Source organism: Micromonospora arida (genome assembly GCF_042873195.1).
Taxonomy (GTDB): domain Bacteria; phylum Actinomycetota; class Actinomycetes; order Mycobacteriales; family Micromonosporaceae; genus Micromonospora; species Micromonospora arida.
This window is the reverse complement of sequence record NZ_JBIALC010000003.1, coordinates 169,415-189,879: the sequence shown is the minus strand read 5'-3', so window position 1 is coordinate 189,879 and position 20,465 is coordinate 169,415. Positions and strand designations below refer to the sequence as shown.

Here is a 20,465-nt window from a genome sequence, read left to right as displayed (position 1 = left end):
GTGAGCTTGCCAGCCCTCAGTCGGCAGTTGAAAGGATGACAGTGCCTGATCTGTTCGTGGACCTGCGGTCCGACACGGTGACCCGACCCACCCCCGGGATGCGGGAGGCGATGGCCGCCGCTGAGGTCGGTGACGACGTCTACGGCGAGGACCCGAGCGTCAACGCGCTGGAGGCCGAGGTCGCCGCGTTGTTCGGGCACGAGGCGGCGCTGTTCGCCCCGAGTGGTTCGATGGCGAACCAGATCGCCCTGCAACTGCTGGTGTCGCCCGCCGAGGAGTTGCTCTGCGACGCCGACGCGCACGTGGTCACGTACGAGATCGGCGCCGCGGCCGCGTACGGCGGGATCTCCTCGCGGACCTGGCCCGCGGTGGGCGCGGACATCGACCCGGAGGTGGTGGCCGGGATGATCCGGCCGGACGGTTACTTCGCCGTCCCCACCCGCGCGATCGCCGTCGAGCAGACCCACAATCGCGGCGGCGGCGGGGTGATTCCGCTGGCAACCCTGCGGGATCTGCGCGGGGTCGCTGACGAGGCGGGCGTCGCGCTGCACTGTGACGGCGCCCGGATCTGGCACGCGCACGTCGCCGACCATGTGCCGCTGATCGAGTACGGCCGGCTCTTCGACACGCTGTCGGTGTGCCTCTCCAAGGGCCTTGGCGCGCCGGTCGGTTCGCTGGTGGTGGGCAGCGCGGAGAAGATCGAACGGGCCCGGCTGATCCGCAAGCGGATGGGCGGGGGCATGCGCCAGGCCGGCATTCTCGCCGCCGCCGGTCGGTACGCGCTCGCGCAGCACATCGACCGGTTGGCCGACGACCACGCGAAGGCGGCCCGGCTCGCCGAGGCGGTCGCGCCGTTCGGTGTGCTGGCCACCACGGTCCGTACCAACCTGGTCGCGCTGGACCTCACCAAGCACACCCTGGACGCCCGGGCCCTGGCCGCCGCAGCGCGGGCCGAGGGCGTACTGATCTCGGTGCTCGGCCCCCGTACCGCCCGCCTGGTCACGCACCTGGGCCTCAGCGACGCGGACATCGACCGCGCCCTGGCAGCCCTACCCCGCATCCTCGCCGCAGCCTGAAGCCCGCCCGCTCGCCCTGCGTTCCTCGGTGATCAAGAGGTTCGCGTCAGATTCCGGTCGCCGGGTGACGCGAACCTCTTGATCGACAAGGTTGGGGTCAGGGGTGGGACAGGCGGGTGAGGGTGGCGATGTCGGCGGCGTGGCCCAACTGCTTCTCGCTGGGCGTTTCCACCACGAACGGGACGCCGGCGGTCGCCGGGTGCGTCATCAGCTCGGCGAAGGCGGGCTCGCCGATGCTGCCCTTGCCGATGTTCTCGTGCCGATCCCGGGTGGAGCCGCACAGATCCTTCGAGTCGTTGGCGTGGACCAGCCGCAGCCGGTCCGCGCCGACAGTGGCCACCAGGGTGTCCAGGGTCGCCGTCATGCCGCCCTCGGCCGCCAGGTCGTGGCCGGCCGCCCAGGCGTGGCAGGTGTCGAAGCAGACCCCGAGCATGGGGTGCCCGTCCACCGCGTCCAGGTAGGGCCCGAGCTGCTCCACCCGGGAGGCAAGTGACCGTCCACCGCCGGCGCTCGGCTCGACCAGCAACATCGGCCCACCAGCGTCGGCAGCCCAGTCGAGCAGCGGCAGCAGCACCTCGCGGACCTGTCGCATCGCCGCCTCGGCGTGCCCCTCGTCCACCGAACTGCCCGCGTGGAACACCACCCCGCGCGCGCCGATCGCCACGCCCCGCCGCAGCGCGTGCGCCAGCGTCTCGCCCGACTTCTCGACCGTGGCCGGGGTGGGCGAGCCGAGGTTGACCAGCAGCGCGGCGTGGATGAACGCGGGAATGCCCCGCTCGGCGCAACCGTCGCGGAACAGGGCGTCCTGCACCGGGTCGCCGTTGGGCAGAGCCCAGCCTCGCGAGTTGGAGACGTAGACCTGCACCACCTGCGCACCGGTCGCGTCGGCGTACGGCAGGGCAGCCTTCGCCAGCCCACCCGAGGTCGGAGTGTGCGTGCCCACCGGCCGCGTGGAGATCGTCGGCATCAGAAGCACGTCAGTGTGACCGGGGTGCCGGGTGCCACCTGCGAATTTTCGCCCGGGAGCTGGATCCGGACCACGGCGTTCGGGTTGATCGCCATCGTCACCGGGAAGCCCTGACCCTCCAACGCCTGCTTGGCCTGCTGGCACGGCAGGTCGATCACCCGCGGCATGGCGACCAGCGGTGGCCCCTTGCTGACGTCCAGCTTGACCTCGGTGCCCTTCTCCACGCCGGCGCCATCGGCCGGGCTCTGGCCGAGGATCTGGTCCCTCGGCTTGTCGGAGTCCTTGTAGGTCTCCTTCAGCACCAGGTTGAGCTGGGCGAGGGCCGTCCGGGCGTCGGTCAGGCTCTTGCCGACCAGGTTCGGCACCGTCACCGGCGCCCTGCCCCGGCTCAGGATGAGGGTGACCTTCGCACCTGGTTTGACCTCGGCGCCCACCTTGGGGGAGCTGTCCACCACGACCCCGGCCGGCAGGCTGTCGTCGTAACGGGGGGTGCCCTTGGCCACCACCAGCTTCGCGTTGACCAGGTCCGCCTCGGCGAGCTCGAACTCCTTGCCGATCACGTCCGGTACGGGGAAACGCTCCGGGCCGAGGGAGAGGGTCAGGGTGATCGTGCCACCCTTGATGATCTTGGCGGCGGACGCCGGGCTCTGCTCCAGCACGCTGTCCTTCGGGGCCTTCTCGTCGAAGCGCGGCTCAGCGTACTTGACGAGAAGCCCGGTGCGGTCGGCCTGCGCCTGCGCCTCGGCCTTGCTCAAACTCACCAGTTGCGGAGCGTCCGTGTAGCGGCCGACGCCGAACCACCAACCCCCGAGCGCGGCCACCAGGCCCAGCGTCACGACAACGGCCGCGACGGCCAGCCGGCCACGGGGGTTGCTCAGCGCCGTGCTGCTCAGCGCGGCGAGCCGGGCGCCCAGGCCCTCCGTCGGCTCCGGGGCGGCCCGACGCCGCCCCGGCCCCTGGCTGCTGGCGCCCTCGGGCAGTCGTGCCCACGACGGGCGGTTGGGCGGCTGGACCGTCGCGACCATCATTGTCGGCTGGGAGAGCGACGGTTCGTCACTGATCGGGCGGAGTACGGCGGTGTGGCTGTTGGCGTCGCCCAGACGATCCCGGGCCACCTGCACCTCGGCCAACAACGCGCCGGCGTCTGCGGGCCGCGCTTCCGGATCACGGCGGGTGGCCCGCTGCACCAGGTCGTCGAGGACCGACGGCAGGCCCGGCACCAGCGTCGAGGGCGCCGGCACGTCCCGGTCGACGTGCTGCCAGGCGACGTCCACCGGGCGAGCCCCGTCGTACGGCACCCGGCCGGTGAGCATCTCGAACAGCACGATGCCGGCCGAGTAGACGTCGGTGCGCGGATCGGCGCGGCCCTCGGTGACCAGCTCCGGGGCGACGTACGCCACGGTGGCCATCAGCTGGTTGCCCTGCTCCTCGTCGGCGCTCGCCTCGACCGCCCGGGCCAGCCCGAAGTCGGCCACCTTCACGACGCTGTCGACCAGGTTGGCGACGCCACCGGTCGGCGCCTCCGCGACCAGCACGTTCTCCGGTTTGACGTCGCGGTGCACGAGACCGGCCCGGTGCGCGGCGGCGATCGCCGCGAGCATCTGCTCGGCGATGGCCAGCGCCTCGTCCGGGTTGAGCCGGCGTCGCTCGGCCAGCACGTCACGCAGCGTGCGGCCACGGACGTACTCCATCACCAGGTACGGCAGGCCGGCGTGCGTGCCCTGGTCGTAGACCGCCACCACGTTCGGGTGGGTCAGCCGGGCGATGGTCTTCGCCTCGTCGGTGAACCGGGCCACGAAGTTGGCGACCCGGGCCCGTGCCTCGCTCGCCTGGGTCGGGTGAATGATCTTGACAGCGACGGTGCGCTCAAGGCGTTCGTCGGTGGCGGTGTACACGGTCGCCATGCCACCACGGGCCACGCGACCGCGAATGCGGTAGCGCCCGTCGATCAGCGAGCCCAGCAACGTGTCGGCGACCTGAGTGTCCATCGGCAGGCAGTCTATGTGTCCAGGGGGTGAAGGATGAACAGGATGCTACAGCCGTACGCCGAACCGGTCCGTCCCGCCGCGCTCCCGGCCCCTTATTCGCTGGTCAGCGGCGATCAGGGAAGAAGGCGCAGATGGGCCGCCCGGGGTGCCGGTGGCTGGTCGCGGCGACGGCGTGGCAGGGTGGTCGGGTGACCGAACCCGTACCCGACCAGGCCGCGCCCGGCCTGGAGCTCGCCGGCCCCACCGACCCGGCCGACTGGTTGACCCTGCCCGACGTCGCCGAACGCCTCGACGTGTCGATCAGCAAGGTGCACCAGATGATCCGTGACCGGGAGCTGTTGGCGGTCCGCCGCGACGGCGTCCGCCGGATCCCAGCAGACCTGGTTGCCAACCAGACCGTGCTCAAGCACCTGCCCGGCGTGCTCAATCTGCTCGCCGACAACGGCTATGACGACGAGGCCGTCTTGCGCTGGCTCTACGAGCCGGACGACACCCTCCCCGGCGCCACCCCGGCCGCCGCCCTCTCCGGCGACCAGGCCCGCGAGGTAAAACGCCGAGCCCAAGCCCAAGGCTTCTAACCCCCCTGCTTCCCCCCCCCACCCTCCCCCCGCGTTGATCATGAGGGTAGCGGCGCGACACGCCGAGGCGAAGGTCGCTAACCTCATGATCAACCCTGGGGGTGGGGGCGGGGGTGGGTGGGGGTGGGGGACGGGGCAGGGTGGGGGTTAGTCGGATCGGCGGGTTGCGGCTACGGCCAGGTCTACCAGGGCTTGGCGGGCTTCGGTGTCGAGGTCGACGGCGGTCAGGGCAGCCAGGGCGGCGTCGGTGAGTGTGGCGATCCGCTGTTCGGTACGGGCCAGCGCCCCGCTCCCCGAGATCACCTCGCGGAGCCGGGCCACCCCGTGCTCGTCCAGCTCCGGGTCGCCGAGCCGGCCGAGCAGCAGTTCGCGGCCCGCGTCGTCGGTAGCCTCCACGGCCGCCGCCACCAGGTAGGTGCGCTTGCCCTCGCGTAGATCGTCCCCGGCCGGTTTGCCGGTCAGCGCCGGGTCGCCGAAGACCCCCAGCACGTCGTCGCGGAGCTGGAACGCCTCGCCCAGCGGCAGCCCGTACGCCGAGTAGGCCGTCCGTACGTCCTCCGGCGCGTCGGCCAGCGCGGCGCCGAGCAGCATCGGACGCTCGACCGTGTACTTCGCGGACTTGTACCGGGCGACCTTGCTGGCCCGTTCCACCGAGGTGTCCCCGGTGACCTGCGTCAGCACGTCGAGGTACTGCCCGACGGTGACCTCGGTGCGCATCTCGTCGAAGACCGGCCGGGCCCGGGCCAACGACCACAGGTCCAGGCCGGCGGAGTGCAGCAGCTCGTCGGACCAGACCAGGCACAGGTCACCGAGCAGGATGGCCGCGGCGTCGCCGAAACCGTCCGGGTCGCCGCCCCAGCCGGCCTCCCGGTGCCGGGTGGCGAACCGTCGGTGTACCGCGGGCTCACCGCGACGGGTGTCGGAACGGTCCATCAGGTCGTCGTGGATCAGGGCGCTGGCCTGGACGAACTCCAGTGCGGCCAGGGCGGTCAGCACCTGGTCGCCGTCCAGCCCGCCGGCTCCCCGGAACCCCCAGTACGCGAATGCGGGACGCAGCCGCTTGCCGCCGCCGAGCACGAACGTCTCGATCGTCTCGGCCACCGGACTCAGCGCGTCGTCCACGGCGGCGAGCCGGACCCGTTGGCCGGCCAGGAACTCGGTGAGAGCCTTGTCGACCCGCTGCCGCAGGCCGGCGCGGTCGACGGGGGACACGGGAGCAGCGTGGGTCACGCCCCGACGCTAGCCGGTCGTCCGTGCTCGTGCTCCACCGCCACGCGTAGTCCCGTCGGTGCGGCCGGGGCCCGTCCGCCCGGCCGGTCGCGCGCCGGCCGCCGCGGCACGGCCCGGCCCGGTGGCCCGCGTCGAGCCGGCCCGACGGGTGGCCGCGGCGGCCTCGGCGAGCACCACCAGCGGCACGTCCAGGACGACGGCGAGCCAGCCGAGCCAGAACCCGCCCGGCACGCGACGCTGTCGTTCCCACCGGGAAACCTCGTGCCGACTGAGCGTCGGCACCCCGGCGGCGGCACACAACTCGGCGGCGGCTCGCTGCTGGCTCAAGCCCCGGTCGAGTCGGCATCGGGCCAGCAGCGGCCCGAGCTGCGCGGGGCGCGGCGGTGCGGGCGGGATCATCTGTCCTCCTGGCGGGCGTCGGTGCGGTGACGACCCACCCGCCCGACCGGACGGGACCGACGTCACTGCTTGGTTGCTGACCCCCGCGCGGGACCCGGGCCACCCCCGCCGCCCCTCCCGCACCGCCCTTTCCTACCTCGGAGGTACGACGCCTTTCCGCCCGTCGGATCGGGACGCGGGGGGCCGGCCCGGCCGTCGGGGGTGGGAAGGGCCTGGGTCCTGGTGCCATCGACCGCTAGAGTCGGGTCGTGGCGCTCGGTCTTCCCTCGACACTCCCCAATCCGCAGCCGGCGATCGGGGAGCTCATCCGTGAGCACCAGCCGACCTTCTCGTTCGAGTTCTTCCCGCCCAAGACCGAGGCGGGGGAGCAACTGCTCTGGCAGGCCATCCGCGAGTTGGAGTCGCTGCGCCCGTCGTTCGTGTCGATCACGTACGGCGCCGGCGGCTCGACCCGGGACACCACCGTGGCGGTGACCGAGCGGATCGCCACGGAAACCACCCTGCTGCCGATGGCCCACCTCACCGCGGTCAACCACTCCGTGGCCGAGCTGCGGCACGTGGTCGGCCGGCTCGCCGGGGTGGGGGTGCGCAACGTGCTGGCCGTTCGTGGTGATCCCCCGGGCAACCCGGGCGGCGAGTGGATCCGCCACCCCGAGGGCGTGGACTACGCCGAGGACCTGGTCCGGCTGGTGCGCGACGCCGGTGACTTCAGCGTCGGCGTGGCGGCCTTCCCGTACAAGCACCCCCGCTCGCCCGACGTGGCCAGCGACACCGCTCAGTTCGTCCGCAAGTGTCGGGCCGGCGCGGAGTTCGCGGTCACCCAGATGTTCTTCGACGCCGACGACTACCTGCGGCTACGTGACCGGGTGGCCGCCGCCGGCTGTGACACCCCGATCCTGGCCGGCGTGATGCCGGTGACCCAGTTCAGCACCATCGAGCGGTCCGTGCAGCTGTCCGGTGCGCCGTTTCCACCGGCGTTGGCGGCCCGCTTCGAGCGCGTCGCCGACAACCCGGACGCCGTCCGCCGGCTCGGCATCGAGCAGGCCAGCGAGATGTGCCGCCGGCTGCTGGACGAGGGCGTGCCGGGAATCCACTTCATCACCCTCAACCGGTCCACCGCGACCCGCGAAGTCTGGCAGAACCTGAAGGCCGGCGCCCGCGTGTGAACGCTGCGTCTGCGACACCTGTTGCCCGGCACGACGGTTGATCCGTGGTGAGCACACAGCTGAACTGGGATCAGTACGCCACGGCGTGGGCGCGGTTGCACGGCGGGTTCGACCCGCGGGTCGCGGCGCCGGTGGTGCGCGCCTGGCTGCGATTCGCCTACCACGTCGGATACGTGCTGGGCCGGCTGCGGGTCAGCCCCACCGCGGTCACCGTGGCCGGGGTGCTGCTCTGCTTCTGCGTACCGCTGCTGGTGGGCCGGCCGGGGGACGGGCCGTTCCTCGGCGCGCTGTTCGTGCTGCTCGCCGCCGTGGCGGACAGCGTGGACGGTGCGGTGGCGGTCGCCACCGGCCGCACCACCCGGCTCGGCTACGTCTACGACTCGGTCGCCGACCGGCTCGGTGAGGTGGCGTGGCTGCTGGCGTTCTGGCTGGTGGGCGCGCCGGGTGGGCTGGTCGTCGCGGGCGGCGCGCTGTCCTGGTTGCACGAGTACGTCCGGGCGCGGGCGGTCGCCGCCGGCATGCGGGAGATCGGCGCGGTGACCGTGGGCGAACGCCCCACCCGGGTCTCGGTGGCGCTGGCCGGCTTGCTGGTCGCCGGGCTGGCCGGGCTGATCGAGCCGGACCTGGCCGCCGGTACCATCACCATGGCGACGGCGGTCTGGGTGCTGCTGGCCGGTTTCGGCCTGGGGCAACTGCTCTCCAGCATCCGCCGCGCCCTGCTCGACGCGGACTGAGCGGGCCAGCCGGACGCCGACCGAAACAGGCGCCGACTGAAAGGCGCCTGCCGAGACAGACACCGGTAGAGCAGGCCGGGTCTACCAGGCGGGGCCGATCTCGTCGGCGACGATCTGCGCGGAAAGGGTCACCATCGGCAACCCGCCGCCCGGGTGGGTGGAGCCACCCACCAGCCACAGCCCGTTCGCCGGGCCCCGGTTCGCCGGGCGGAGCAACCCACCGGCGGTGCCGTAGATCGAGCCACCTGGCGCGCCGGTCGCCACGTCCAGGTCGGCCGGGGTGCGGACCTCGCGGAACAGCAGCCGGTCGCGCACGTCCACGCCGCGCCGCGCCAGCACGTCCAGGATCCGGTCGGCGTACGCGTCGGCCAGCCCCGGGCGTCGCCAGTCGACAGCGCCCGCCGCGGTGCCCTGCCGGGCGGCGTTGACCAGCACGAACCACGCCTCGTGTCCGGCTGGGCGGACCATCGGGTCGTCGGCCACGGTGACGAACACGGCCGGGTCGGCCGCCGGTCGGGCCCGAACGCCGCGCCCGGGGTCACCGAAGACCGCGTCGAACTCGGCGTCGTAGTCGTCCGGGAAGAAGACGTTGTGGTGGGCCAGCCCGGTGCTGCCGGAGACGCCGAGCAGCAGCACGAAGCCGGCGAGGCTGCGGTCGGTCAGCCCGGCCAGCCGACGCGGGTGCGGCAGCAGGTCACGGTAGACGGTGAGCGCGTCCACGTTGGCCACCACCACGTCGGCGGGCACCGGGGTGGTGACGCCGGCGAGGCGTACCCCGTGCACCCGGCCGCCGGTGGCGTCGATCCGGGTGACCGTGGCGTCGGTCTGTACGACCACGCCGAGGTCCAGGCAGCGGGTCAGCAGCGAGTCGGCGAGCGTGCCCAGCCCGCCGCGCAGGTACCAGCCGCCGAAGGCCAGCTCGGCGTAGGGGACCGCGACCAGCGCCGCCGGCGCCCGACGTGGGTCGGCGCCGGTGTAGGTGGCGTACCGGTCCAGCAGCATCCGCAGCCGCGGGTCGGACAGGTGCCGGCGGCCCAGGCCGCGCAGACTGCGGCCCGGGGCGATGGCGGCCAGGTCGCCGACACGCCAGGCCAGCGACGCGAGGTCGCGGGGAGAGTCGACGGTACGACGCAGGATGTCCCGTGAGGAGGCCTGCCACACCCGCGCCGCCCGGCGCCACAGCCGCTGCCAGTCGGCTGCCGCCCGGTCACCGAACGCGGCCCCGATCCGGGCGGTGAACTCCACCGGGTCGGCGCACGAGTCCAGGGTCGGGCCACCGTCGGGAAAGACGTGCCGGACGATCGGGTCCAGCGGGACCAGGTCCAGATATTCGTCGAGCTTCGCCCCGGTCGCCTCGAACAGGTCGTGGAAGACCTCGGGCAGGGTGAGCAGGCTCGGCCCGGTGTCGAAGTGGAACGACCCGGCCGGGGTGTCGTGCGCGTACCGGCCGAGCTTGCCGCCGACCGTGTCGGCCCGCTCGAAGACGGTCACCTGGTGCCCGGTAGCGGCCAGCCGGGCGGCGGTGGCGAGGCCACCCACCCCGGCGCCGACGACCACGATCCGCGCCATGCCGCGTCCTCCCTAGCTGACCGGGCGACCCCGCCAGGTCAGGCGGCGTCGCTTTCGCAGATGGTACGACCGCAGGGTCAACCAACCGAGGACCACGACCGACACGGGGTGTGCGAGCGCGTCGGGCCACCACCGGCCACCGGTCGCGCGGGCGGTGACCACCCGTCCGGCCACCCCGAGTACGTACGCGGCCAGGCCCACCGCGGCCACCCTCGGTGCGCCAGCCGCCGCACTCGTCAGCGCGATCAGCGGTGGTGCGGTGTAGAGCAGCAGCAGCGCCGCCACCACTGCTGCCGCCGCGCCCGGGTGCCCGAACGACGACCAGAGCGACTTCGAGTACCCGTCGCGCAGTTGCGGCCAGTTGTCGTACATCCGGCAGGTGGCCAGCCGGGAGCCGTCGGCCAGGGCGATCCGCCCACCGGCCCGCTTGACCGCCCGGGCCAGCTCGACGTCCTCCAGGATCTTGTCGGCGACCGCGGCGTGCCCGCCGGCGGCGGTGTAGCCGGCCCGGTCCACCACCAGGAACTGCCCGCCCGCCGCGGCCAGCGACGGCCGCGACGAGCGCTCCATCGCGCGCAGCGGCAGGAAGGTCAGCCAGAGCCATTGCAACAGCGGCTGCACCAACCGGTCGCCGGCCGTCGCCACCACGATCCGGGGGTACGGCGACAGCAGCGTCGCCCGGGCGGCGCGCAACTCGGTGACGGCAGCGGCCACGGCGTGCGGGGCGAGCACCACGTCGGCGTCGACGAAGACCAGCGCTGTGGCGTCCGGGTCGGCCCGGCTGGCCAGCTGCCAGCAGGCGTGCGGCTTGCCCAGCCAGCCCGGCGGTGGGGCGACCCCGGTGAGCAGCGTGACCCGGGGGTCGTCGCCGGTCACCGCGCGGACCACGTCGGCGGTGCCGTCGGTGGACCCGTCGTCGAGGACCACGACGCGCAGCCCGGGTACGCCGCGCTGGGCCAGCAGGGCGCGCAGGCAGGGCGTGACCCGGGTGGCCTCGTCGCGCAGCGGCAGCAGCACGGTGACCGGCTCGTCGACGTCCTTTGGCCGGTCGGTGGGTCGGCGCAGCCACCGGGTGGCGTTGAGCCAGGTGTGCCCGGTCAACGCGGCGACGGCGATGAGCAGGGCGAGCAGGACGGTCATCGGGTCGCGTCGACGCCGGGGCGGTGGAGCTGGTGGGCCTCCCGACCGGGGTCACCGCCCCGGCGGGCACGCAGGAGGGTCACCGTCAGGGGTACGGCGGTCACCGACATGCCGGCGGCCCCCCAGAGCGCGGAGGCGGGCAGGTCGAGGAAGACGGCGTGGGCCAGGATGCTGGAGAAGTAGGTCCACAGGTAGAGCGCGACCATCGGGTGGTCCCGCCGATCGGTGTGCTCGGCGGCCGGCCCGGCCAGCGGGCGCAGCGCGCTCATCATCAGCACCGCGAAGAGCAGCCAGCCCAGGTAGTTGCTGACCGGGATGCCGGCCAGGCCGGGCAGGGCCGGGGTGGCGTCGCGCCAGACCCAGTAGCCCTCGGCCACCATCTGCGGGTCGAGGAAGAGGTCCCAGGTGGCCAGCCCCACGGTGGCCAGCGCGATCCGCCCCACCCATCGACCCACCGTCGACCCGCTGCCGCCGGCCGTCGTCCCGCTGCCGTTGGCCGTTGCGGCCCTGCCGCCGGTCAGTCGGACCGCTGCCAGCCAGGCCGGCCAGGCCATCCAGGTCCAGGCCAGCGGAATGATCAGCGGCACGCCGGCCAGCTTGGGGCCCAGCTCTCCGGAGTAGTCGTAGCTGCCGAACGGCACGCCGGTGGCCACCCCGATCGCCTCGATCGCGAACCCGCCGCCGGTGGCCACAGCGACCAGCGCCGCTGCCACCCGTGGGCCCCGGCTGAGCAGCGCGTGGCCGACCGAGAGCAGCCAACCGAGGACGACGGTGGCCACCGTGAGCCCGGCCCGGGTGGCGCCGGTGGTGAGCGGGTAGCAGATCTGGGCGAGCACCAGGACGGCGAGCAGCGTCCAGGAGATCCGGCGGGTCATGACGCCGGTGGCTCGAGCGGCAGGTCCCGACCGAGTACGCCGAACGGTCGCTCGTCGCCGGGGAAGTGGAAGTCGCGCAGCACGTCGACGAAGCCGAACCGTCGGTACAACCGCCAGGCCCGCGAGGTCTGCTCGTCGGCCTCCGGGGTGGACAGCAGCACGGTGTCGCCCTCCGCCATGCCGAGCAGTGCGCGCAGCTGACCGGCGCCCAGGCCGTGCCCCTGCGCCGGTGGCCGGACGTGCAGCTCGACCACCTCGAAGCAGTGGGTGAGCCAGCGCGTGCGAGTCGGGGCGTCCAGCGCGCGGTGCACCTGGTCGTGCCACCACTGACCGGAGGCGCCCAGGTAGCCGTAGCCGAAGCCGGCGAGCTGACCCTCGCTGGTCAGGCTGGCGACCGCCCGGAAACCCGGGCGGCGGACGTGGGTGGCGATGTAACCGCGCCGGGCCTCCAGCAGGTCGGTGCGGTATCCCATCGCCTCGCCGTAGACGGCCACCACGTCGTCCAGCCGCCGGACGAGATCGTCCGGCGTCCAGCGCACCAACCTCATGCCCGTCCACCCTTCACCGTTTCCGGGCCGCCGTCGGCGACCCATCCGAGCACCGACCGGTCGCCGACCACGCCGCGTACCTCGAACCGGGCGAACAGCTCCTCGGCGTACCAGCCCGCGGTGGGGGTTCGCATGATCGCCGCCCGATGCTCCGGGTGACGGTACGCGAACGCCACCAGGTCCGTCGGGTCGCGCCACACGCTCACCGTGCCCTGCCAACCCAACGGGGCCTCTCCGACCCCGAACCGGGCCAGCAGCCCGGGCGCGTCGCGCAGGGCGGCGGCCACCGGCGGGATCGCCCGCCAGAAGGTGGCCGCCCGGCGGGCCCGCAGCCGGGCCCGGGTCAGCGCCAGCACCGGGCCGGTGACCCGACCGCCCGACGGGTCGCCGAACGGCCGCTGGCCGGACCACTCGCCCCGGCTGGTCAGCGGGCGTAGGTCGATTCGCGCCTGGGCGTGGGCGATGCGCGCCCAGGCCCGCCCGACCGGCGAGTCGTCGAAGCCGGCCGCCGCGGCGGGAGAGTCCCAGACGGTCAGCGCCGCCCACCGGGTCAGGTCGGCGTCCCGTGGCCCGAAGTCGGTGCCGGTCCCGGTGCCCAGCAGCTTGCCGAACCGAACGCCGGGAAGGGCCCGCAACCGGCGGGGGTCCACCGCCATCCGGGTCAGCGCCCGGGGCAGCGCACCGTGGGAGGTCCGCCACACGTGCAGCGTGACCAGCTCCGGAGCCGCGCTGGCGTCGCTGCTGGGCCTGCTGGCGCGCTCGCTTCGCTCGCTCACGCCACCTCGGCCGGGGTGCCGGCGGTGACCCGCAACAGCTCGGGGTAGGTGGTCGGGAAGACCGCCTGGGGTACGCCACCCGCGGCCCAGATCTCCGGGTACGCCGCCAGCGCCGTGTCCACCAGGGTGCGCAGCGGGTGCGGGTGCCCGAGTGGGGCGACCCCGCCGATCGGCTGCCCGGTGTGGGCCCGGACGAACTCCGGGGTGGCCCGGCGCAGTCGGGTGACGCCGATCGATGCCGCCAGGCCGGCGGTGTCGACCCGGTGCGCGCCGGAGGTGAGGACGAGCAGCGGCGCGTCGTCCGCGTCGAAGATCAGTGAGTTGGCGATCTGGCCGACCTCGACGTCGAGCGCCTCGGCGGCCGCCGCGGCGGTGTGCACCGCGTCGGGCAGCAGACGGACCATGCTGGGCTCACCGGCGCCGTCGAGCGTGCCGGCGGCGGTGAGCGCGTTCTGCACCGCCCGTACGTTCGGGTGTGGCTGCATCCCGCCATTCTTCCCGGTCCGCTGATGGCCGGTTCAGCCGGCCGGCACGCTCGGCGCGTCACACGTTGCATTTTCGTCGGAGGGGAGGTGTACTGTCAGCAGCAGTTAGAACGAGTGTTCGATTGCCTCGAACGCCCGTTCCAACCAGCCGGAGCGCGGCGTTTCGCGGCGCCACCTCCGGGCGGTGCGGCTCCGCGGGCCGCACCTGGGTTTCCGGGCAGTCGCGAGCCTGGTCCCAACAGGCAGGAGCGTCGCCCGCCGCCCACGACCCCCGGGCGGCGGGCGACGCACCCGCCGGTCCGCCGGCCGGGTGTGGTGTGGGGAAGCATCCACACCCGGCCGGCCACACCCGGTGCGTCTTCCTCCGCACCACCCCGACCTCGGCGTCTCGTCGGCGGCATCAGCCGCCGCAGTGACGTCTCGGCCACGTGGAGGAGAGACATCCATGCCGACCAACCCGGCTCAGGCACCGACGGTGCCGGCGCACGTGCTGCCGCACCGCACCCCCGCCCAGCTCCTCACGTTGGCCCGCCGTGGGCTGGTCGAGGCCGGCCAGACCCGACCTGACGGTCTGCGCTACGCGGCTGCCCACCTGGCCGCCCTGCGCGCGGCGGCGGCCCTGCTCGCCGCCCGGGCCCGACCCGCGCCGAGTCGACGCAACCGGATCACCAGCGTCTGGGTCCTCCTCTGCGCCGTCGCTCCGGAGCTCGACGAGTGGTCCCGGTTCTTCGCCGCAGGGGCCAGCAAGCGCGCCGCCGCCGAGGCCGGCATCCCCCGGGTGGTCAGCGCCCGGGAGGCCGACGACCTGCTCCGCGCTGCCGAACAGTTCGTCACGGTGGTGGAAACCGCGCTCGGCGTGGCCCACCAACCGGCCCTGGACGGCCTCGCCGCCTGATCCCGCCGTGCCACCGGCCGCCCCGCGGGGGGAGCCGGGCGGCCGGTGGCACGGCGTGCCGGTCCTGATCTGATCCACAGCAACGACGGGGGAGTTGGTCCAATGGCGGGCCGCATGGTGGTCGGTTCCGCCGCGCTGGCCGATCTGGTGCGCCCGGCGAGCGCACCCGACCCGGTCGGTGGCCACCGGGTGCTGCCGGTGGTGCCCGAGCTGACCGGTCTGCTGCCCAACCGGGGCCTGCGCCGGGGCAGCACCATCGCGGTCGCCGCCGGCCAGCCCCGCCGCAGCGGTGGCACCTCTCTGATGCTGGCCCTGCTCGCCGAGGCGTCCCGGGCCGGCTCGTGGTGCGCCGTGGTCGGGGTGCCGACGTTCGGCGCGGGCGCGGCGGCTGAGCTGGGCATCGCCCTGGACCGGCTGGCCCTGGTGCCGAACCCGGGCCCCGAGTGGGCCACCGTGGTCGCCGCGCTGATCGACGGGGTGGACGTCGTGGTCACCACCGTGCCGGCCTCGGTCTCCGCCTCGGTCGCCACCCGGCTGGCCGCCCGGGCCCGGCAGCGCGGCAGTGTGCTCGTCCCGTACGGCCGGTGGGACGGCGCGGACGTGACGTTGCAGGTGGTTCGGGGAGTGTGGGAGGGGCTCGGGCTGGGCCGGGGGCGGTTGCGCCGCCGGGAGATCACCGTCTCGGCGCGCGGGCGCGGAGCGGCCGCCCGGCCCAAGGAGATCAAGGTCTGGCTCCCGGGTGACGAGCTGACCCGGGTGATCCCTCGTACGCTGCCGTCGCCCGTGGGTCGATCGGCCGTGCCACTCGCCCTGGTCGGTCGGGGGTGACCGGCGCGCCGGCACGCACGCTGCTGCTGTGGTGCCCAGACTGGCCGGTGCTCGCCGCCGAGATCGTCGACGGGGTGCCGGCGACCGGCCCGGTCGCCGTGCTGCACGCCAACAGGGTGGTCGCCTGCTCCGAGCGGGCCCGCGCCGAGGGGGTGCGTCGAGGGCTGCGCAAGCGGGAGGCGCAGGGGCGCTGCCCGCAACTCACCGTCGTGGAGTACGACCCCGGCCGGGACGCCCGGGCGTTCGAGCCGGTGGTCGCCGCTGTGGAGGAGTTGGTCGCCGGCGTCGAGGTGGTCCGTCCGGGAGCCTGCGCGGTGGCCGCCCGGGGGCCGGGCCGTTACCTCGGCGGCGAGGAGGCGGCCGCCGAGCGGATCATCGAGCACGTGGCGCAGTCGTGCCTGGTGGAGAGCCAGGTCGGCATCGCCGACGGGGTGTTCGCGGCCGGGTTGGCCGCTCGCGCTGGCCGGGTGGTGGCACCGGGCGGGACACCGGAGTTCCTGGCCGGGTTGCCGGTCGAGGCGCTCGGCCGGTCGGCGCTGGCCGACCTGCTGCGCCGGCTGGGGGTACGCACCCTCGGCGACTTCGCCGCCCTACCGGCCGGCGACGTGCTGGCCCGGTTCGGGTTCGACGGTGCGCTGGCCCACCGGCTGGCCGCCGGGCGGGACCACCGCCCACTCGCCGTCCGGCAGCCGCCGGCCGACCTGACGGTGACCGCGGAGCACGACGAGCCGATCGACCGGGTCGACGCGGCGGCGTTCGTGGCCCGGGCGCTGGCCGAGCGGCTGCACGAACGGCTGGCCGGGCACGGGCTGGCCTGCACCCGGCTCGGCATCGAGGCGGTCACCGAGCACGGGCAGGAGCTGCACCGGGTGTGGCGGCACGATGGCCTGCTCACCGCCGCGGCGATCGCCGACCGGGTGCGCTGGCAGCTCGACGGGTGGCTCTCCGGCAGCAACGGCCGCGCCGGCGCCCGACCGGCCCGACCGACGGCCGGCATCATCCGGCTGCGACTGATCCCGGACGGGGTGATCGCCCAGGCCGGTCTGCAGGCCGGCCTCTGGGGGGAGACCGGCGAGGAGCGGGAACGCGCGCACCGGGCGTTGAGCCGGGTGCAGGGCATCCTCGGTCCGGAAGCGGTGGTCACCGCGGTGCTCGGTGGTGGGCGCTCCCCGGCCGACCAGGTGCGACTGGTGCCGTGGGGCGACGAACGCGTCCCCGCCCGTCCTGGCCCGCCGGCCGATGCCGGCGCCGACCCGGCCACCGGCCGGGGTGCAGGCGGGGCTCCGCCGTGGCCGGGCCGGCTGCCGGCGCCCGCGCCGGCGGTGGTGCTGCCCAGTCCGCTCGCGGCGACTGTGCACGACGCCGCCGGCGAGCCGGTGGTGATCAGCGCGCGGTTGGCGGTGAGCGCCCCACCTGCTCGTCTGGTGGTCGGCACCGGCCAGCCGGCGGAGATCGTGGGCTGGGCCGGCCCGTGGCCGGTGGACGAGCGGTGGTGGGCGCCGGTCGAGGCCCGCCGCCGGGCCCGGTTCCAGGTCAGCCTGGCCGACGGTGCCGCCCTGCTGCTGGCCGTGGAGTCGGGGCAGTGGTTGGTAGAAGCGATCTATGACTAAGTCAGGTCGATCCCTGCCCGGCGTCGGCTGGCTCCGCGCTGGCCGGGGAGCAGATGTCCTGATGAGCGTGATGACTCACAGACATCAAGATGCCTGTGAGTCATCACGCTCATCGCACCTCTCGCCGCCGTCGGGGCGACCGCCGTCGTGTTCGTCGTCGACCCGGTCGCCCAGCATCCCTCGGCCGAGCAGTACCGGGCCGAGCAACGCGGCCGGAGCGGCCGGATGAGCTTCCACAACCCGAAGATGCCCTGGTCGGAGCTGGAGCGGGTGCTCTCCGGGCGGGCCGGAGACAAGCGGGGGAGCCGGGGCGAGCGGCACCTGCACGTGGTGGATCCGCTCGCCGTGGACGCCGATGGCGGCGACTCCCCGGCCTGGAGCCGCCGCCGCGAGCAGTACCAGCCACCGGAGCTGACCCGCCCCGACGGCGTGGTGCCCTACGCGGAGCTGCACGCGCACACCAACTTCAGCTTCCTCGACGGCGCCAGCCACCCGGAGGAGCTGGCCGAGGAGGCGGCCCGGCTGGGGCTCACCGCGCTCGCCGTCACCGACCACGACGGCTTCTACGGGGTGGTCCGCTTCGCCGAGGCGGCTCGTACGCTGGGCCTGCCGACCATCTTCGGCGCGGAGCTGTCCCTCGGCCTGCCCGGCCCGCAGAACGGCGAGCCCGACCCGCACGGCGCGCACCTGCTGGTGCTCGCGCACGGCCACGAGGGGTACGCCCGGCTGGCCACCACCATCGCCCGCGCCCAGCTACGTGGCGGGGAGAAGGGCCGCCCGGACTACGGGGACCTGGAGGAGGTCGCCGCCGAGCTGCGTGACCATGTGCTGGTGCTGACCGGCTGCCGCAAGGGGCACGTGCCGGGGGCGCTGCTCACCGAGGGGGTGGACGCGGCGGCCCGCGAGTTGGACCGGCTGACCGCGCTCTTCGGCGCGGAGACGGTGGCCGTGGAGCTGACCGACCACGGCCATCCCATCGACGCCGACCGTAACGACGCGCTCGCCGAGCTGGCCGCCGCGGCCGGGTTGCCGACGGTGGCCAGCAACAACGTGCACTACGCCAGCCCCGGCCGGCGTCGGCTGGCCACCACCGTCGCCGCGGTCCGGGCCCGACGCAGCCTGGACGAGATCGACGGCTGGTTGCCCGCGGCGGCCACCGCCCACCTGCGCAGCGGCGCGGAGATGGCGGCCCGGTTCGCCGCGTACCCGGGTGCGGTGGCGCGGGCCGCCGAGTTCGGCGCCGAGTTGGCCTTCGACCTCCAGCTCGTCGCGCCGCAGCTACCGGCGTACCCGGTGCCGCCGGGGCACACCGAGATGAGCTGGCTGCGGAAGCTGACCGCTGACGGGGCGCACGAGCGCTACGGGCCGCCGCAGGCGCACCCGACGGCGTATGCGCAACTCGACCACGAACTGAACATGATCGAGGAGCTGGGTTTCCCCGGCTACTTCCTGGTGGTCTACGACATCGTCACGTTCTGCCGCGACCAGGACATCTACTGCCAGGGTCGGGGTTCGGCGGCCAACTCGGCGGTCTGCTACGCGTTGCGGATCACCAATGTGGACGCGGTTCGGCACCAACTGCTCTTCGAGCGGTTCCTCGCCCCGGAACGGGACGGCCCACCCGACATCGACGTGGACATCGAGTCCGACCGCCGGGAGGAGGTGATCCAGCACGTCTACACCCGTTATGGCCGGGAGCACGCCGCCCAGGTCGCCAACGTCATCTCCTACCGGCCCCGGTCGGCAGTACGGGACGTGGCCAAGGCCTTCGGCTACTCGCCGGGGCAGCAGGACGCCTGGAGCAAGCAGATCGACAGGTGGGGCTCGGTCGCCACGGTCGATGTCGAGAACATCCCCGAGCAGGTGGTGGAGTACGCCAACGAGCTGCAGACGTTCCCGCGGCATCTGGGCATCCACTCCGGCGGCATGGTGATCTGCGACCGGCCGGTGATCGAGGTCTGCCCGGTGGAGTGGGGGCGGATGCCCGGGCGCAGCGTCCTGCAATGGGACAAGGACGACTGCGCCGCGGTGGGTCTGGTCAAGTTCGACCTGCTCGGCTTGGGCATGCTCTCCGCCCTGCACTACGGCTACGACATGATCGGGTCCCGGCTCGACCTGGGCGACATGACCCTGGACGACCCGGAGGTCTACGACATGCTCTGCCGGGCCGACTCGGTCGGGGTGTTCCAGGTGGAGAGCCGGGCCCAGATGGCCACCCTGCCCCGGCTCAAGCCCCGCGAGTTCTACGACCTCGTGGTCGAGGTGGCGCTGATCCGCCCCGGCCCGATCCAGGGCGGTTCGGTGCACCCGTTCATCCGCCGCAAGAACGGCCAGGAGCCGGTGACCTTCGCGCACCCGCTGATGCGCAACGCCCTGGAGAAGACCCTGGGGGTGCCGCTGTTCCAGGAGCAGCTGATGCAGCTCGCCATCGACCTGGCCGGCTTCGACGCGGCCGAGGCCGACCAGTTGCGCCGGGCGATGGGGGCCAAACGCTCGGTCGAACGGATGACCCGGATCGCCGACCGGCTCTACGCCGGGATGGCCGAGCGGGGCATCACCGGTGAGCTGGCCGACGACGTCTACCGCAAGCTCACCGCGTTCGCCAGCTACGGCTTCCCGGAGAGCCACGCGATGAGCTTCGCCTACCTGGTCTACGCCAGCTCCTGGCTCAAGCGTTACCACCCGGCACCGTTCCTGGCCGCGCTGCTCAACGCCCAGCCGATGGGCTTCTACTCGCCGCAGACCCTGGTCGACGACGCCCGCCGGCACGGGGTGGAGGTCCGTCGTCCGGACATCAACGCCAGCGGGGCGCTGGCGGTGCTGGAGTCGACCCCGGAGACCCGGTGGGGCAGCGGGCCGGGGGAGCCGCCGCACGCCTGGGGGCTGGGCGGCCCCGCCGTCCGGCTCGGCCTGTCCAGTGTGCGGACCCTCGGTGCCGACGTGGCCGAACGGATCGAGGCCGAACGGGTCGCCGGTGGGCCGTACCGGGACATGCCGGATGTGGCCCGGCGGCTCGGTCTCACCGCCGCGCAACTGGAGGCGTTGGCCACCGCGGACGCCTTCGCCTGTTTCGGGCTGACCCGACGGCAGGCGCTGTGGGCCGCCGGTGCGGCGGCCCAGGACCGGCCGGGTCGGCTGCCCGGCACGGTGACCGGGGCGGCGGCGCCCACGCTGCCCGGGATGGAGGCGGTGGACCGGCTGGTCGCCGACGTGTGGGCCACCGGGTTGTCACCGGAGAGCCACCCCGCCCGGTTCATCCGGGGTCAGCTCGACGTGCTCGGCGCGGTGCCGATCGCCCGGCTCGGTCGGGTGGAGCCGGGGCAACGGATCCGGGTCGGTGGCATCGTCACCCACCGGCAACGCCCGGCGACCGCGGGCGGGGTCACCTTCCTCAACCTGGAGGACGAGACGGGGATGCTCAACGTCACCTGTTCGCCGGGGCTGTGGCAGCGCTACCGGCGGGTGGCGCGGACCAGCGCCGCGCTGGTGGTCCGGGGGCGGTTGCAGCGGCACGAGGGGGTGACCAACCTGGTCGCAGACCGTCTGGACGCCATCGAGCCGCCGGTGAGTCCGGCCTCCCGCGACTTCCGCTGATCCAGTG

General features: G+C 73.9%; 18 protein-coding genes. 8 read left to right on the top strand and 10 right to left on the bottom strand.

Going from position 1 to position 20,465, the window contains the following annotated elements:
• The first annotated feature begins 35 nt into the window (after positions 1-35).
• On the top strand, positions 36-1,076 hold the full coding sequence (locus ACFYP0_RS11995; RefSeq protein WP_386995629.1) for a threonine aldolase family protein: 1,041 nt from the start codon (positions 36-38) through the stop codon (positions 1,074-1,076).
• A 97-nt stretch (positions 1,077-1,173) separates the two neighbouring features.
• On the opposite strand, the gene ACFYP0_RS11990 is transcribed toward ACFYP0_RS11995, so the two are convergent.
• Both ACFYP0_RS11990 and pknB read right to left on the bottom strand, forming a co-directional pair.
• Entirely contained in the window at positions 1,174-2,043 is an 870-nt protein-coding gene (locus ACFYP0_RS11990) for a deoxyribonuclease IV (protein ID WP_124853454.1), read from the bottom strand.
• Positions 2,043-4,031: a Stk1 family PASTA domain-containing Ser/Thr kinase gene (gene pknB / locus ACFYP0_RS11985; RefSeq protein ID WP_386995627.1), complete on the bottom strand. Its 1,989-nt coding sequence runs from the start codon at positions 4,029-4,031 to the stop codon at positions 2,043-2,045. Before pknB ends, ACFYP0_RS11990 begins: the two co-directional genes overlap by 1 nt.
• A 188-nt stretch (positions 4,032-4,219) precedes the next feature.
• Between pknB and ACFYP0_RS11980 the strand changes: the two genes are divergently transcribed.
• The gene (locus ACFYP0_RS11980) at positions 4,220-4,609 is read left to right on the top strand and encodes an Rv2175c family DNA-binding protein (protein WP_091408069.1); all 390 of its coding nucleotides are present in this window, start codon (positions 4,220-4,222) and stop codon (positions 4,607-4,609) included.
• 147 nt (positions 4,610-4,756) lie between these two features.
• On the opposite strand, the gene ACFYP0_RS11975 is transcribed toward ACFYP0_RS11980, so the two are convergent.
• Positions 4,757-5,839, bottom strand: coding sequence for a polyprenyl synthetase family protein (locus ACFYP0_RS11975; protein WP_356981085.1), 1,083 nt, complete (start codon positions 5,837-5,839; stop codon positions 4,757-4,759).
• Positions 5,840-5,848: 9 nt separating this feature from the next.
• A complete protein-coding gene (locus ACFYP0_RS11970) occupies positions 5,849-6,238 on the bottom strand; it encodes a helix-turn-helix domain-containing protein (protein ID WP_355494208.1) in 390 nt (129 codons plus the stop codon).
• A 248-nt stretch (positions 6,239-6,486) separates the two neighbouring features.
• Here ACFYP0_RS11970 and metF point away from each other — a divergent pair, with 248 nt between their 5' ends.
• Together metF and ACFYP0_RS11960 are read left to right on the top strand one after the other, a co-directional pair.
• The gene (gene metF, locus ACFYP0_RS11965) at positions 6,487-7,404 is read left to right on the top strand and encodes a methylenetetrahydrofolate reductase [NAD(P)H] (RefSeq protein ID WP_124853945.1); all 918 of its coding nucleotides are present in this window, start codon (positions 6,487-6,489) and stop codon (positions 7,402-7,404) included.
• Positions 7,405-7,448: 44 nt separating this feature from the next.
• Positions 7,449-8,138, top strand: coding sequence for a CDP-alcohol phosphatidyltransferase family protein (locus ACFYP0_RS11960; protein ID WP_124853944.1), 690 nt, complete (start codon positions 7,449-7,451; stop codon positions 8,136-8,138).
• Between the two features lie 81 nt (positions 8,139-8,219).
• Here the strand turns inward: ACFYP0_RS11960 and ACFYP0_RS11955 are convergent, their stop codons facing one another.
• From ACFYP0_RS11955 to ACFYP0_RS11930, 6 genes are read right to left on the bottom strand one after another with little or no spacing between them, the layout of a single operon-like run.
• Positions 8,220-9,707, bottom strand: a complete 1,488-nt coding sequence (locus ACFYP0_RS11955) for a phytoene desaturase family protein (protein WP_124853943.1) — start codon at positions 9,705-9,707, stop codon at positions 8,220-8,222.
• A gap of 12 nt (positions 9,708-9,719) precedes the next feature.
• A complete protein-coding gene (locus tag ACFYP0_RS11950) occupies positions 9,720-10,847 on the bottom strand; it encodes a glycosyltransferase (RefSeq protein ID WP_124853942.1) in 1,128 nt (375 codons plus the stop codon).
• On the bottom strand, positions 10,844-11,722 hold the full coding sequence (locus ACFYP0_RS11945; RefSeq protein ID WP_124853941.1) for a carotenoid biosynthesis protein: 879 nt from the start codon (positions 11,720-11,722) through the stop codon (positions 10,844-10,846). The genes ACFYP0_RS11950 and ACFYP0_RS11945 overlap by 4 nt, the downstream gene beginning before the upstream one ends.
• On the bottom strand, positions 11,719-12,270 hold the full coding sequence (locus ACFYP0_RS11940; protein ID WP_124853940.1) for a GNAT family N-acetyltransferase: 552 nt from the start codon (positions 12,268-12,270) through the stop codon (positions 11,719-11,721). The genes ACFYP0_RS11945 and ACFYP0_RS11940 overlap by 4 nt, the downstream gene beginning before the upstream one ends.
• On the bottom strand, positions 12,267-13,046 hold the full coding sequence (locus tag ACFYP0_RS11935) for a monooxygenase (protein ID WP_124853939.1): 780 nt from the start codon (positions 13,044-13,046) through the stop codon (positions 12,267-12,269). The genes ACFYP0_RS11940 and ACFYP0_RS11935 overlap by 4 nt, the downstream gene beginning before the upstream one ends.
• Positions 13,043-13,531: a YbaK/EbsC family protein gene (locus ACFYP0_RS11930; protein ID WP_124853938.1), complete on the bottom strand. Its 489-nt coding sequence runs from the start codon at positions 13,529-13,531 to the stop codon at positions 13,043-13,045. Before ACFYP0_RS11930 ends, ACFYP0_RS11935 begins: the two co-directional genes overlap by 4 nt.
• Positions 13,532-13,976: 445 nt before the next feature.
• Here ACFYP0_RS11930 and ACFYP0_RS11925 point away from each other — a divergent pair, with 445 nt between their 5' ends.
• From ACFYP0_RS11925 to ACFYP0_RS11910, 4 genes are all read left to right on the top strand, one after another.
• Positions 13,977-14,426, top strand: coding sequence for an SAV_6107 family HEPN domain-containing protein (locus tag ACFYP0_RS11925; protein ID WP_007463070.1), 450 nt, complete (start codon positions 13,977-13,979; stop codon positions 14,424-14,426).
• Positions 14,427-14,528: 102 nt separating this feature from the next.
• Complete coding sequence (locus tag ACFYP0_RS11920) at positions 14,529-15,254, top strand: hypothetical protein (RefSeq protein ID WP_112668563.1); 726 nt, start codon at positions 14,529-14,531, stop codon at positions 15,252-15,254.
• Positions 15,251-16,864 (top strand): DNA polymerase Y family protein, encoded by a 1,614-nt coding sequence (locus ACFYP0_RS11915; protein WP_356981095.1) that lies wholly within the window; start codon positions 15,251-15,253, stop codon positions 16,862-16,864. The genes ACFYP0_RS11920 and ACFYP0_RS11915 overlap by 4 nt, the downstream gene beginning before the upstream one ends.
• Positions 16,865-17,089: 225 nt before the next feature.
• Positions 17,090-20,458 carry an error-prone DNA polymerase gene (locus tag ACFYP0_RS11910; protein ID WP_356981100.1) on the top strand — a complete coding sequence of 1,123 codons (3,369 nt, stop codon included), beginning with the start codon at positions 17,090-17,092 and terminating at the stop codon, positions 20,456-20,458.
• Positions 20,459-20,465: the final 7 nt, after the last annotated feature.

Excerpts from the sequence above, each read along its gene's own strand:
- ACFYP0_RS11940 (WP_124853940.1), bottom strand. The coding sequence starts at position 12,270 with ATGAGGTTGGTGCGCTGGACGCCGGACGATCTCGTCCGGCGGCTGGAC.
- ACFYP0_RS11930 (WP_124853938.1), bottom strand. The coding sequence starts at position 13,531 with ATGCAGCCACACCCGAACGTACGGGCGGTGCAGAACGCGCTCACCGCC.
- ACFYP0_RS11995 (WP_386995629.1), top strand. The coding sequence starts at position 36 with ATGACAGTGCCTGATCTGTTCGTGGACCTGCGGTCCGACACGGTGACC.
- ACFYP0_RS11950 (WP_124853942.1), bottom strand. The coding sequence starts at position 10,847 with ATGACCGTCCTGCTCGCCCTGCTCATCGCCGTCGCCGCGTTGACCGGG.
- ACFYP0_RS11920 (WP_112668563.1), top strand. The coding sequence starts at position 14,529 with ATGGCGGGCCGCATGGTGGTCGGTTCCGCCGCGCTGGCCGATCTGGTG.
- ACFYP0_RS11990 (WP_124853454.1), bottom strand. The coding sequence starts at position 2,043 with ATGCCGACGATCTCCACGCGGCCGGTGGGCACGCACACTCCGACCTCG.
- ACFYP0_RS11955 (WP_124853943.1), bottom strand. The coding sequence starts at position 9,707 with ATGGCGCGGATCGTGGTCGTCGGCGCCGGGGTGGGTGGCCTCGCCACC.
- ACFYP0_RS11970 (WP_355494208.1), bottom strand. The coding sequence starts at position 6,238 with ATGATCCCGCCCGCACCGCCGCGCCCCGCGCAGCTCGGGCCGCTGCTG.
- pknB (WP_386995627.1), bottom strand. The coding sequence starts at position 4,031 with ATGGACACTCAGGTCGCCGACACGTTGCTGGGCTCGCTGATCGACGGG.
- ACFYP0_RS11945 (WP_124853941.1), bottom strand. The coding sequence starts at position 11,722 with ATGACCCGCCGGATCTCCTGGACGCTGCTCGCCGTCCTGGTGCTCGCC.
- ACFYP0_RS11925 (WP_007463070.1), top strand. The coding sequence starts at position 13,977 with ATGCCGACCAACCCGGCTCAGGCACCGACGGTGCCGGCGCACGTGCTG.
- ACFYP0_RS11910 (WP_356981100.1), top strand. The coding sequence starts at position 17,090 with ATGAGCTTCCACAACCCGAAGATGCCCTGGTCGGAGCTGGAGCGGGTG.